Raw genomic sequence first — 12,487 nt, forward strand, 5'->3', positions numbered from 1 at the left:
GCCCTTCTGCTTTACTCTTCCTGCCGGGGAGATTGACGGGACGCTGCCTCGAACCCCCCTCAAAGACGGCGCTTTTGGCAACCGTTTGTTATCAATAAATCGGGGTGAAGGGGCCTGTGGTCCCTGCCGGATGCGGGCAGCGCCGCACCGACCCCAGCAAAGGTCAGTCAGTGATGCTGAGCGTATGAGACTGCGCCACTCTCACATACGGAAAGACCAATAAAAAAGGAGGGCATGAAGCCCTCCCTCCCGACGTCATTGAAATTCTGAAAAATCAGAAACCGGCTGGCAGCTTGCCACCGTTTTCCGCCAGCTTCTGACGGACTTCCTTGATCAGCCACACGTTCATCGTGGCGGAATCATTCTGGTCGCCAGAATATTTCAGTTCCGTCGCCAGTTGCTTGCGGGCTTCGAGAGAGCTGTCGAGGCCGAGCAGCTTGAGAAGATCGACGATCGACTCTTTCCAGTTCAGCGGCTGGCCGGATTTGGCTGCCAGCGCTGTCAGGACTGCGTCGACATCCACCGGAGCCGCGGAGGCTGCGGCTGGAGCGGCTGCGGACGCGGCAGAGGTCGGGGCAGAAGCAGCATCAGGCGTTGCGGCTTCAGCGTGGCCAAAAATGGCAGAGACGATTTTACCGAAAATGCTCATGAGAGAACTCCCTCTCCGGGTTACACGCACCATACGTCACGGCTCCCGCCTGTCGGCGGGAACCACTCAGGCCAATCAGTAACGGTATTCTTCGTGCTTGAAGGGACCGTTGACCGGCACACCGATATAATCGGCCTGCACCTGACTTAGTTTCGAAAGATGCGCGCCAACTTTGGCCAAATGAAGGGCGGCGACCTTTTCGTCGAGCTTTTTCGGCAGCGTGTAGACCTTCGCCTCATACTGACCGGGCTTCGCCGTCCAGAGTTCGATCTGGGCGAGCGTCTGGTTGGTGAAGGAGGCCGACATCACGAAGGACGGATGACCCGTGGCGTTGCCGAGGTTCACCAGACGGCCTTCTGACAGCAGGATCAGGCTCTTGCCGTCGGAGAAGATGACCTCGTCCACCTGCGGCTTGATGTTGTCCCACTTGAAGTTGCGCAGCGCGCCGACTTCGATCTCGGAGTCAAAGTGGCCGATGTTGCAGACGATGGCGCGGTGCTTCATCTCGCGCATGTGCTCCAGACGGATCACGCCCTCGTTGCCCGTCGCCGTCACGAAGATGTCGCCACGCGGAGCGGCGTCTTCCATCGTCACAACCTCGTAGCCTTCCATCGCGGCCTGTAGGGCGCAGATCGGATCGATTTCGGTCACGAGCACGCGGCAGCCGGCGTTGCGTAGGGACGCGGCGGAGCCCTTGCCCACGTCGCCGTAACCGGCAACCACGGCAACCTTGCCGGCCATCATCACGTCGGTTCCACGACGGATCGCGTCGACGAGGCTCTCGCGGCAGCCATACAGGTTGTCGAACTTGGACTTGGTCACGCTGTCATTGACGTTGATCGCCGGAACCTTGAGCGTGCCTTCCTTCGCCATCTTCCACAGACGGTGAACGCCGGTGGTCGTCTCTTCGGACAGGCCGCGCACGTCCTTCAGCAGTTCAGGGAACCTGTCATGCATCATGACGGTCAGATCGCCGCCATCATCAAGGATCATGTTCGGCGTCCAGCCGTCCGGTCCCGTGATGGTCTGCTCGATGCACCAGTCGAACTCCTCTTCGTTCAGGCCCTTCCAGGCGAAAACGGGGATGTTCGCGGCAGCGATCGCGGCGGCGGCATGATCCTGCGTCGAGAAGATGTTGCAGGACGACCAGCGGACGGTCGCGCCGAGAGCGGTCAGCGTCTCGATCAGCACGGCGGTCTGGATCGTCATATGCAGGCAGCCGGCAATGCGGGCGCCCTTGAGCGGCTGGCTCGCGCCATGCTCTTCACGCAGCGCCATCAGGCCGGGCATTTCGTCCTCGGCCAGAGAGATTTCCTTGCGGCCCCATTCTGCGAGGGAAATGTCCTTGACCTTGTAGTCGGTGAATTCTGCGCTCATGTGACGTCCTGTTCAAAGGGAAAGCTGGCTCCCTATACAGGTTGAATGGCTGTCTTGCCACCCGGAGCGCACGCATGGACCGTATTGCGGGCCGATTGGCTGTTGCGCAATGCGGCAGGATTACGGACATTCACCTCATGTGGAATGAACCCTACCTTGAAACATGCTGCCGGTCGGCGCTGCATCGCCTCAGTCTCTCCGGCAGGCATGGGCGGCCTCACGGGCTGAAAGATGAGCCCTGCCTTGAACGGCTGACGCGCAAGGGACTGGCCTGTGTTGCGGAGGACGGGTGTTTTCACATCACGCAGGAGGGTGAGGCGCGTCACCGCTCCGAGATTCTGAAACAGGCATGAGCGACGGACGGTCAGAGCGTGTATGGGACGCCATTGACCGGCTCGCGATGGAGAAGGGCCTTACGCCTTCCGGGCTGGCGCGTGCCGCCGGACTGGACTCCACGGCGCTCAATCCATCGAAGCGCCGTACGGCTGACGGGCGGGTGCGCCTGCCCCGGATGGAGACCATGCTGGATCTGCTGCGGGCCGCCAACGTATCGTGGCGTGAGTTCGCAGGCTCTCTGGATGGCGAGGGGCATCCGGGGCAGGGGGAGCCGGAGCGCGGGCTGTCTGTCGGGCGGATACGGGTTGCCGCCTTTTCCCGGCTTGGGTCGGCTGAACTGTTCGATCGCGCCCATCTCCCCGTTCCGCATCTCTGGGCGGAAACAGACTCTCCATTTGCTGACGCCGGGTCGCATGACTACGCCATCCGGCTGGACAGCGCAGACTATGAGCCGTCTTTCCGGCAGGGCAGTCTGCTGCTGGTCACGCCAGCGAGCCTGATTCACAAGGGGGATCGGGTGTTGTGCCGTGCACAGGCGCCACTCATAGCCATTGCGGAGCAGAACGGAGAAGCCGGGTGGACGGTAACGACCTTCGGCGGGGAGTGTCTCACCATCCCGGTGGATTCAGTGTCTCCGGTTCACAGAGTGACCGCCGCCACCTTGTGAAAAGCGTTATGGTTCTGTCTTTGTCAGGGGCGGTTTCAGGGGGCTGCTTCTGAAGCCTTGATGAGTGCTGGCTTTTTGCAAAAGCCAGTCTCTCAAAATTTCATTCCCGTTGGTTACCGTCACTCTTCATTGATCAGCGACACACCAAGACCGCCAAGCGCATCCCAGTAGCCGGGATAGGTCTTCCCAACGCAGGCGGGGTCCAGAATGGTGATGCCGTCGATCTTCAGTCCTGCGAGCGCGAACGCCATGGCGATCCGGTGGTCGGAATAGGTTTCGATCCGCGCTGGAAGTAACTGACCCGGCAGGGAGGGGTCACTGTTTACAACCAGATCGTCGCCCTCTTCCCGGGCCAGCCCTGAACGGATGCGGTTCAGTTCTGTGGAAAGCGCGGCGATGCGGTCACATTCCTTGACCCGCAGATTGCGGATGCCGACGAAGCGTACGGGCGTGGCGTTGAACGCGGCCAGCACGGCGAGGGTCGGGACGGCGTCCTGCATCTGCGAGCCGTCGATTTCAGCGGGCATATGCGGGAAAAGCGATATCATGCCGAAAGCTTTCGCATCCGGCTGAGAGAAGGATTCCGGCGCCAGCCCGACATCGATTTTTCCGCCTGTCAGGGCGGCGGCGGCCCAGAGATAGGTCGCGGCGGAGGCGTCTGGCTCAATCCGGAAATCAGTCGCCCTGTAAGGTGACGGCGTGACATGCCAGCTCATCTCGCCACGCTGTTCGACCTTGCCGCCGAAGGCTTTCATGGCGGCGACAGTGAGATCGACATAACCCCGCGCGTCGAGACTGCTTCCTTCCAGCACAACGTCCGTGGGAGCGTCGGCCCGTCCGGCAGCCATCAGGATCGCCGAGATATACTGGCTGGAAAGGCCGGCATCGATCGTGACCTGTCCGCCTGCAAGATGTCCCGTGCCTTCGACCGTGATCGGAGGGCAGCCGGTCGGAGCGGAAAGGGTGACGCCCAGAGAGGACAGCGCCGTGATCAGCGGCGCGATCGGACGTTTCTGCATGTGGGCGTTGCCGTCCAGAATGACCGTGCCCTTCACATAGGGCGCTGTGGCCGTCAGGAAACGGACTGCTGTTCCGGCATTGCCGAGGAACAGGGGGGCGGAGGGAGCCGCGAACGTGCCGTTTCCCTTCACGATAAAGCTGGTGTCCGTCGGCTCATCGACGCTGATTCCCATCAGACGCAGCGCCGTCGCCATGTAGAGTGTGTCGTCGCTTTTGAGAGCGCCCGTCAGATGGCTCTCCCCATCGGCCAACGCTGCGAGCAGCAGCGCGCGGTTGGTGATGGATTTCGACCCCGGCAACTCGATCTGGCCATTCAACGGGCCTGCGGATGGAACGATGCGGAGTGCGGAAACGGCGACCATGAGACCTCTGCCCTGTAGCTGATAGCAGTATCTAACACACAAGGGCCGTTCTGTCTGATGGGGTCGTAAAATGCGTGGGAAACAGGGGAGATGTGATCAGTGTGAGCGCTGACTGAAAAGCGCTCAAATGGTGTTTTTTGAGAATTTCAGAAAGGACGATGAAGATTTCATGACAGCGGTTTCTGTGGGATGACTTTTATGTGGGTTCTGCCGCACCCGACAATCAACGGTTTCCAAAGGCGAGCCTTTGGCGGGGTCCGGGGCAGCGTCCCGCATCTCGCCGACAGGAGGCGACAACCCACAGGAGCGGTTGGCGCCAGACGGCATGACATGGTTCTGGTGTCAGGAAGCGTCCTGACACCAGAAAATATCCGGCAAGCTCAGCCCTCTTCGCCTTCGTCGGGGCCATCCATCATGGCTTCGGCGACCACACCGGCCTGCTCGCGGATGCGATGTTCGATGGCGTGCGCCATCTCCGGATGTTCACGCAGGAAGTTTTTGGCGTTCTCGCGCCCCTGACCAACCCGCTGGCTGTCATAGGAGAACCACGCGCCGGACTTCTCGACCACACCGGCCTTTACGCCGAGGTCGATCAGTTCGCCCATCTTGCTGATGCCCTCGCCATACATGATGTCGAACTCCACCTGCCGGAACGGAGGGGCCATCTTGTTCTTGACCACTTTCACGCGGGTCTGGTTGCCGACAACCTCATCCTTGTCCTTGATGGACCCGATACGGCGGATATCCAGACGCACGGAGGCGTAGAATTTCAGGGCGTTACCGCCTGTCGTTGTTTCCGGATTGCCGAACATCACGCCAATCTTCAGACGGATCTGGTTCAGGAAAACCAGCAGCGTGTTGGAGCGAGAGACCGTGCCGGTCAGCTTGCGGAGCGCCTGACTCATCAGGCGGGCATGAAGACCGACATGGCTGTCGCCCATATCGCCTTCCAGCTCCGCGCGCGGCACAAGAGCCGCGACACTGTCCACCACCAGCACGTCAACAGCGCCGGAACGGACAAGCGTATCGGCAATCTCAAGCGCCTGTTCACCGGCATCCGGCTGACTGATCAGCAGATTGTCCACATCCACGCCCAGCTTGCGGGCGTAGCCGGGATCAAGAGCATGCTCGGCGTCGATAAAAGCGCAGGTGCCGCCTTTTTTCTGGGCTTCGGCGATGATGTGCAGCGCCAGTGTCGTCTTGCCCGAGCTTTCCGGGCCGTAAATCTCGACAATACGTCCACGCGGCATACCGCCGATACCCAGCGCGATATCAAGCCCGAGCGAGCCGGTCGAGATCGCATCCGCTTCCTCTTTCGGACGCTGCCCGAGGCGCATGATCGACCCTTTGCCGAAAGCACGCTCAATCTGGCTCAGCGCCCCTTCAAGGGCCTTCGTCTTGTCCATGTCCATTCCTCGAAACCCGTTTCCACCTGTTGTTCCCCCCATCAAGGCGAACAGCGATGGCTCGTCAGGTGTAAAAACCGCACTGATTGACGAGTCTGTCACAAGCCTGACCCTTCCCGCAACGTGCGGCATCGGGAATTATCCCTGTTCCGCATATGTTCCAGAAACTGTTCCTTATGGCGCTTCTGCTCTAAAATCGCAGTTTCTCCACAAAAGCACTTTGTTAAGGATTTGTTCGCGTTTGTTCTTTTTTGGAACAAAAAAAGAACAAACGCAAGGGAAATCTGGGACTCGGGACTCTTTCGTGTGTACGGCAATCGGAGCGGATCAAAATTGAGATTTGATTATTACTGATGTCGTAAGAGGGACAGGGACTGCCGGGCAGGCTGAGAGCCGATGCCGTGTGTCATCAGAAGAAGGTATTCGTGCCAATGAACAGAAAACTGGCCTGCGTTTTGGGGGGACTGCTCTGTTCCACATGGCTGACGGCCCTGAATGCTGGTAACGCCGCTTCCGTTTCCGGCTCGGCGCCTTCCGTCAGGAAGTCAGATGCTCCCGTCGACGCCGATAGTGCCGCTGCTGAAAACGCATGGCGAGCGCAGGATTTTAATCAGGCCGCCATCCTGTACGGCAGGGCGGCGGAAAAAGCGGCCGTTCAGGGAAATGGCAAGAGTCCCGATTATTCCATGCGGCAGATAGGTGCCTTGCTCGTGCAGGATGCGCTTACGCCGGATATCAATATCTTGCTTCATGTCGTGTCGATTTTTCAGAATGAGATGTCGCATGTTTCGCGGGAGAATAATCCCGAACAGTGGGCTGTGATGCAGTTTCATCTGGCTCAGGTTCTGATCACAATCAGTCACAGGGAAATCGGATTGGCGTCTCTGGAGCAGGCGCTGGCGATCACCCGGACGGCTTTGCGTTCCCTGTCACGGAAGCAGTCTCCGTCCGCATGGGCCGAAGGCGTCAGGACCGAAGCGAATGCGCTTTGGTTCAAGGGAAATAAAACGGGAAATCCTCTGTTTCTTCAGTTGGCATTATCCAGCCTGGAGTCTGTCCAGACTGAGATGAAATGTGAAAGGTCGCCAGCCTTATGGGCTGTAACTGAACTTTTCCGCAGCACTACGCTCGCCCACATGGCAGTATTTGAATCCCGGACGGACCTTCTGAAGGAGGCGGAAAAATCCGCCCGGGTAGCTTCGAATATCCTGAAGGTCTTCGATAGTCCTCCCTATCAGGCGGCGATATGGAGTGCTTTCGGTTCTATCGCGATGCTTCAGGGAGAATTTGAAACCGGAACATCAGCCTTCCGGCGTGCCATTACCGATTTTCAGGCGGTTACCGCCATCTACACACAGACTCACATGCCGAGAGAGTGGGCTGAAACACAGTCAGCGAGGGTTTCCAGTCTGCTGCATATATTCTGGAGAAATGATGATCCTGTGACGATTGGACAGGCTCAGGAGGCGCTTCACGCTGTCGCTGCCCTGTTTACGCCTCAGAAAAATCCGCGCTCATGGGCAGTAAGTCAGATTTTTCAGTCTTATGTCCTCATCGAAAAGGGGCGCCTGACTGCGGACCGGAAACTGCTGGATCAGGCCATTGCCATACAGCACACCGTGCTTTCTGCTGTTTCCCCAGAAGCGGAACCTGCTCTCTGGCATTACGGACAGACTAGTCTTGCACGGGCTCTGTATGAATTGGCGAAACTGGACAGGGACAGTCTGACACTCAACAAAGCCGAGCAGGCAGTAAAGCTGGCATTGGATACAAAATCTGATGGAATGGTTCAGGATGTTCATGGGTATGAGCAGCAGTTTCTTGGACGGATTCTTCTGGAAAAAAGCAGATACGAGAAAGGTGTGGACAGTCTGGGACAGGCGATCACGGCGGAAAAAGCGTCTCTGGTGGATTTTTCAGGGAAAAAATTTTCTTTCGACTGGATTTCTTCACAACAGGTGCTTGCGACCATCCTGTCGGAGATGACGGCCCGCACCGGGCAGGCAAGGTATGCGCGGCAGGCTGTGGCTCTGTTCGATCTCTGCCTGAAGAAGACGCAGCAGGCATGGCCGGAAGCCAGAAGACGGGCGCTGGAGGAAGAACGTCTGGTGGCCGTCCAAAGGGTTCACGCTGCCCTGTGAGGGCTCTGAGCACTGAATGGGTCATCGGAGAGAGCATAATTTCCTTCTGACGACTGGCACAGGACGGCCAAATTCCGTAAATGCTGGCCGTATGGACGACCGTACCGCCGATTTCGATTTTCATCTTCCCGAGAGCGCGATCGCGCAGCATCCGGCGCGACCGCGCGAAAGCGCCCGCCTGCTGGACGTGCCTGCCGACCCAGTCACGCCGTTCATCGACCGGCATGTATCCGATCTGCCCGGCCTGCTGAGGGGTGGCGACCTGCTGGTGGCGAACGATACGGCGGTTATCCCGGCGCAGTTGCACGCCTTGCGTGGCGAGGCAAAGATCGGCGTCACGCTTGATCAGCATCAGGCGGACGGGTCGTGGAGCGCGCTGATCCGAAACGCCAAGCGGCTCAGGCTCGGCGACACGCTGGCCTTTCCCGGCACGGACGATACGGCCGAGGTGGCCACGCTCGACGGACAGGGCGGCGCAACCCTGCGTTTTAGTGCGGAAGGCGATGCGTTCGACGCGTTCCTCCAGACCGCCGGAGCGCTGGCGCTGCCGCCTTATATCGCCCGTCCACAAGGCCCGACCGCCGAGGATCAGAGTGACTACCGCACCATCTTCGCCGAGCATCGCGGCGCGGTGGCGGCTCCCACGGCAGGGCTGCATTTCACGCCCGACCTGTTGCGTCGCATCGACGAGGCTGGTGTCGGGCGCGAGACGCTGACGCTGCATGTGGGCGCAGGCACGTTTCTACCGGTGCGGGCTGAGACGCTGTCCGGCCATCGGATGCACGCCGAGCGCGGTATCATCACGCAGGAAACGGCGGACCGCATCAATGCGGTGAAGGCGCGTGGCGGTCGGATTGTCGCGGTCGGCACGACGACCTTGCGATTACTGGAAAGTTCGGTGTCGGAGGAGGGGCGCGTGATGCCGTTCGATGGAGATACGTCGATCTTCATTCATCCCGGTTTCAGGTTTCGCGCCGTTGATATGCTGATGACCAACTTTCACCTGCCGCGCTCGACACTCTTTATGCTGGTCTGCGCTTTTGCGGGGACGGAGCGGATGAAGGCTGCGTATCAGCACGCGCTCCGCGACGGCTACCGTTTCTATTCCTATGGCGACGCCTGCTTGCTGCGTCGGGCAGAAACTCCATGATGTTCCAAATGGTTTCCAAAGGTACAGCCTTTGGCGGGTCAAGGGCAGCGCCCTTGCTATCTTATCGGGGCTTTGCCCCGCACCCCACCAAAGGCTCGCCTTTGGAAACCATTTTTAACCAATCAAGGTGCAGGAAGCCGAGCTTCCTGCCGGGTTATGGGGTAGAGCCCCATAACATCACGACAAGAGGCCGAACATCATGAGCAGCACCTTCCGCTGGATATGCGAGTCCACCGACGGGCAGGCCCGTGCCGGCACGCTGCACACGGCGCACGGCCCAGTTCAGACGCCGACCTTCATGCCCGTCGGCACGGCTGGCACGGTGAAGGCCATGACCATGGACGCCGTGCGCTCGACAGGGGCAGGGATCGTGCTGGGGAACACCTATCACCTGATGCTGCGTCCCGGCGCGGAGCGGGTGAAGCAGCTCGGTGGCCTGCACAAATTCATGGACTGGTCGGGGCCGATCCTGACGGATTCCGGCGGGTTTCAGGTCATGTCGCTCGGCGCGCTGCGTAAGCTCGATCAGGATGGCGTGACGTTCCAGTCGCATATCGACGGTTCGAAGCACCGTCTTGATCCACAGCGTTCGACCGACATCCAGCACGCACTGGATGCGACCATCACCATGTGCTTCGACGAGTGCCCGGCTCTTCCCGCCGCGCCCGAGGCCATCGCCGCTTCCATGCGGATGTCGATGCGCTGGGCGGCCCGGTCGCGCGAGGCGTTCATCCAGCGCGAAGGCTATGGCCAGTTCGGCATCGTGCAGGGCGGCACTGAACCGGAACTGCGCGCCGAGAGTGTGAAGGCTCTGACGGATATCGGCTTCGAAGGCTACGCCATTGGTGGTCTGGCCGTGGGCGAGGGGCAGGAACTGATGTTCTCCACGCTCGACGTGACAACGCCGCTCATGCCGAGCGGCAAGCCGCGTTACCTGATGGGTGTCGGCACGCCGGACGATCTGCTGGGCAGCGTGATGCGTGGCGTGGACATGTTCGACTGCGTGATGCCGACCCGCGCCGGACGTACGGCGCGGGCCTACACCGAACGTGGCCACATCAACCTGCGCAACGCCCGTTTCGCGCTCGATGCGCGCCCGCTGTCGCCGCACTGTGACTGCCTCGCCTGCACGCGTCATTCGCGCGCCTATCTGCATCATCTGTTCCGTGCGGATGAAATCCTCGGTCCGATGCTGCTGACATGGCACAATCTTGCCTATTATCAGCGCCTGATGCGCGGTATCCGGGCGGCGATTGTGGACGGCACGCTGTCGGCGCACGCGGAGCATCTCCGCGCCGAATGGCAGGCTGGTGACTGGAGCGAAGACGAGGTGCCGCAGCCGCTCATTCCGCCGGTTGCATGAAGTAGAAACAGCGGTAGAAAGCGGAAGGCCGATGATGAAAATTTCTGGGCGTCGCTTTTTTAAATGCGACGCTTCCTGAGGTTTTCTGAAAAAATCTTCGCCAAAAAACTTTTGTAAATTTACAGGATTTTTTCAGTGGCAAGTCCTGAATATCCCTTTTTCTTCGCCATCATGTAGAAAAGGAGAGCCAGAATGACAGCCAGAACCGCGATGATGAACGAGGTGCCATCACCAAGACTCCCGCCTCGTGTCAGCGCAGCCACGGCCAGAGTGATGTGACTGAGAGCCGTAACGCCGAAAAGCACCCGTGCCTTGCTCTGTGAAGGCAGACTGAAAGCCAGCAATGTGCAGAACAGGAAAGTCCCATAATAGACCAGACTGACCGGCATGTAGGTCATCGGAGTGGGGAGGGCGGCGGCAAGCGTGATGATGGCGGCGATACCGGTCATGCAGCCTGTGCTGCATCCGATGGTCAGTGAGGAGAGAATACGCGAACCGCGTGTCTCGGTGACAAGGCCGGTGGCTCGTTCTCGCCGCCGCCGCGCCATGATCCAGAGCTGATTGCCCGAATAGAACAGAAAAGCCCCGCCAAATCCGAGAACAAGATAAGCCCAACGAACCGGATATCCGCCATAGCTGCCAAAATGCAGACTGAAGAAAGAGGTGATCGTTGCAAACCCGCCTGACTGGTGCCCCGGCAGATAGTCGGTCGAAAGGATACGACCGGTGACCGGGTCCATGACGGCAAATCCGGCGTTCGGTCCGCGCATGACAAAACGCGGGTCATGCCCGGCGACACGAAGCGTGAGCGTTCCGCCGCCGGGGCCGGGTCGTGTGACATAATTCAGTGTGTCGGCCTCAAAACCGGGCGCCTGTTGGGTGAGAGACGCGACAAGAGCCGCGGGTGTCAGGGGGGATGCGGCATCTCGTGCGGGAGAGGGATGCGGTCGGGTATGGGCCGGATGCGCGTCGCTGTGAAACAGTATGTTCTGTACTGCGTAAATTGGTTCATGGAATGCAAAAAGTACAGACGTGATCGCCATGACGACATGAAAGGGAAGTGAGAAAAAACCGAACACATTATGCAGGTCGAGCCACGCCCGGCGTTTGCCGCCTTCAAGCCGGACAGCAAAGAGGGTCCGTTTCAGTGCGGGCAGAAAGGCGATCACGCCTGACACCAGCGCGATAGCGTAGGCCAGCGCAACTACGCCCATGAAGGGCATCGCCAGATCTTCCGGTAAAGGCAGGCCCACGCGCTGGTGCAGAACGTCAATGAAATGCGCCGTTTCTGAAAGCGGCTGTTTTTCCGTAACCAGTGTTCCATTCGGATCGAGAGCCGCGGCGACAAGACGGTTGGGTCCGTGTTCACGGCTTTTCGGATTCTGGGGCCAGACCAGACGGGCAGGCTGGGTTTTATCCGGCGTCAGTACGATGGTGTAGTTTCCGCGTGCGTCCGGAAAAGCGGCAAAGGCTTTTTCCATCAGTTCCGGCGTACGGTCGAGAGACACGGGCGGGGGTAAATGGCTTTCCGGTGTCAGCCAGTTCTGAAGAGTCTGCTCAAACATGCTGACTGAGCCGGCATAGAACGCGATAAACAGAAAAAGAGCCGCCAGTATGCCGACCCAGCTATGAACTTCGCGATAAACAGAGACGATATCATCACGGAGTTTCATCGCATCACGTTCTTCAGAATGAGAAAAAGCAGCCAGACAAGAACGCAACTGCTCCCCAGCCCTGTCCATGCCCTGCGTCCGGAGGGAAACAGGAAACAGGCGCAGACAGGCACGATCCATATGAATGTCGCCTGCCACAGCAGGGCCTGGGCGGAAAGCGTCATGGGGCTGCCCGTCGTGTGACACAGCAGGCCAGCGATCCCCATCGCTCCCAATGCCAGTCCCGCTCCAGCAATAACTCCGGCGGAGAGTTTGCCTTTCCATTCCCTGTTGTCGAGTTTCATCGCCGTTCACTCCGTGGGTTCAGAAGAGCGATCCCAATCGGCAGAAGGCAGAGGCATAA

General features: G+C 59.5%; 11 protein-coding genes. 5 read left to right on the top strand and 6 right to left on the bottom strand.

The window, feature by feature from the left end:
- Positions 1–274 precede the first annotated feature (274 nt).
- Positions 275–649, bottom strand: a complete 375-nt coding sequence (locus LKE90_RS15355) for a DUF3597 domain-containing protein (RefSeq protein WP_291491453.1) — start codon at positions 647–649, stop codon at positions 275–277.
- Between the two features lie 75 nt (positions 650–724).
- Positions 725–2,026, bottom strand: a complete 1,302-nt coding sequence (gene ahcY / locus LKE90_RS15360) for an adenosylhomocysteinase (RefSeq protein WP_291491451.1) — start codon at positions 2,024–2,026, stop codon at positions 725–727.
- 137 nt (positions 2,027–2,163) lie between these two features.
- Between ahcY and LKE90_RS15365 the strand changes: the two genes are divergently transcribed.
- On the top strand, positions 2,164–2,379 hold the full coding sequence (locus LKE90_RS15365) for a hypothetical protein (protein ID WP_291491564.1): 216 nt from the start codon (positions 2,164–2,166) through the stop codon (positions 2,377–2,379).
- On the top strand, positions 2,376–3,029 hold the full coding sequence (locus tag LKE90_RS15370; RefSeq protein WP_291491449.1) for a helix-turn-helix transcriptional regulator: 654 nt from the start codon (positions 2,376–2,378) through the stop codon (positions 3,027–3,029). Before LKE90_RS15365 ends, LKE90_RS15370 begins: the two co-directional genes overlap by 4 nt.
- 119 nt (positions 3,030–3,148) lie before the next feature.
- On the opposite strand, the gene LKE90_RS15375 is transcribed toward LKE90_RS15370, so the two are convergent.
- Entirely contained in the window at positions 3,149–4,411 is a 1,263-nt protein-coding gene (locus tag LKE90_RS15375; RefSeq protein ID WP_291491447.1) for a 3-phosphoshikimate 1-carboxyvinyltransferase, read from the bottom strand.
- Positions 4,412–4,791: 380 nt separating this feature from the next.
- Positions 4,792–5,817: a recombinase RecA gene (gene recA / locus LKE90_RS15380; protein ID WP_291491445.1), complete on the bottom strand. Its 1,026-nt coding sequence runs from the start codon at positions 5,815–5,817 to the stop codon at positions 4,792–4,794.
- A 431-nt stretch (positions 5,818–6,248) separates the two neighbouring features.
- On the opposite strand from recA, the gene LKE90_RS15385 reads away from it, so the two are divergent.
- The 3 genes from LKE90_RS15385 (at position 6,249) to tgt (ending at position 10,471) form a co-directional block, all read left to right on the top strand.
- Positions 6,249–7,958 (top strand): hypothetical protein, encoded by a 1,710-nt coding sequence (locus LKE90_RS15385; protein ID WP_291491443.1) that lies wholly within the window; start codon positions 6,249–6,251, stop codon positions 7,956–7,958.
- Positions 7,959–8,049: 91 nt separating this feature from the next.
- Entirely contained in the window at positions 8,050–9,108 is a 1,059-nt protein-coding gene (gene queA, locus LKE90_RS15390) for a tRNA preQ1(34) S-adenosylmethionine ribosyltransferase-isomerase QueA (RefSeq protein WP_291491441.1), read from the top strand.
- A gap of 199 nt (positions 9,109–9,307) precedes the next feature.
- Positions 9,308–10,471: a tRNA guanosine(34) transglycosylase Tgt gene (gene tgt, locus LKE90_RS15395; RefSeq protein ID WP_291491439.1), complete on the top strand. Its 1,164-nt coding sequence runs from the start codon at positions 9,308–9,310 to the stop codon at positions 10,469–10,471.
- Between the two features lie 119 nt (positions 10,472–10,590).
- On the opposite strand, the gene LKE90_RS15400 is transcribed toward tgt, so the two are convergent.
- Together LKE90_RS15400 and LKE90_RS15405 are read right to left on the bottom strand one after the other, a co-directional pair.
- Complete coding sequence (locus LKE90_RS15400) at positions 10,591–12,144, bottom strand: PepSY-associated TM helix domain-containing protein (RefSeq protein WP_291491437.1); 1,554 nt, start codon at positions 12,142–12,144, stop codon at positions 10,591–10,593.
- Entirely contained in the window at positions 12,141–12,428 is a 288-nt protein-coding gene (locus LKE90_RS15405; RefSeq protein ID WP_291491435.1) for a hypothetical protein, read from the bottom strand. Before LKE90_RS15405 ends, LKE90_RS15400 begins: the two co-directional genes overlap by 4 nt.
- Between the last annotated feature and the right edge of the window lie 59 nt (positions 12,429–12,487).

It is taken from the genome of Acetobacter sp. (assembly GCF_022483985.1).
GTDB lineage: Bacteria > Pseudomonadota > Alphaproteobacteria > Acetobacterales > Acetobacteraceae > Acetobacter.

Bases quoted from the DNA above. Each gene is read 5' to 3' on its own strand.
- LKE90_RS15355 (WP_291491453.1), bottom strand. From the start codon at position 649: ATGAGCATTTTCGGTAAAATCGTCTCTGCCATTTTTGGCCACGCTGAA.
- LKE90_RS15400 (WP_291491437.1), bottom strand. From the start codon at position 12,144: ATGAAACTCCGTGATGATATCGTCTCTGTTTATCGCGAAGTTCATAGC.
- recA (WP_291491445.1), bottom strand. From the start codon at position 5,817: ATGGACAAGACGAAGGCCCTTGAAGGGGCGCTGAGCCAGATTGAGCGT.
- queA (WP_291491441.1), top strand. From the start codon at position 8,050: ATGGACGACCGTACCGCCGATTTCGATTTTCATCTTCCCGAGAGCGCG.
- tgt (WP_291491439.1), top strand. From the start codon at position 9,308: ATGAGCAGCACCTTCCGCTGGATATGCGAGTCCACCGACGGGCAGGCC.
- LKE90_RS15370 (WP_291491449.1), top strand. From the start codon at position 2,376: ATGAGCGACGGACGGTCAGAGCGTGTATGGGACGCCATTGACCGGCTC.
- LKE90_RS15405 (WP_291491435.1), bottom strand. From the start codon at position 12,428: ATGAAACTCGACAACAGGGAATGGAAAGGCAAACTCTCCGCCGGAGTT.
- ahcY (WP_291491451.1), bottom strand. From the start codon at position 2,026: ATGAGCGCAGAATTCACCGACTACAAGGTCAAGGACATTTCCCTCGCA.
- LKE90_RS15385 (WP_291491443.1), top strand. From the start codon at position 6,249: ATGAACAGAAAACTGGCCTGCGTTTTGGGGGGACTGCTCTGTTCCACA.
- LKE90_RS15365 (WP_291491564.1), top strand. From the start codon at position 2,164: ATGTGGAATGAACCCTACCTTGAAACATGCTGCCGGTCGGCGCTGCAT.
- LKE90_RS15375 (WP_291491447.1), bottom strand. From the start codon at position 4,411: ATGGTCGCCGTTTCCGCACTCCGCATCGTTCCATCCGCAGGCCCGTTG.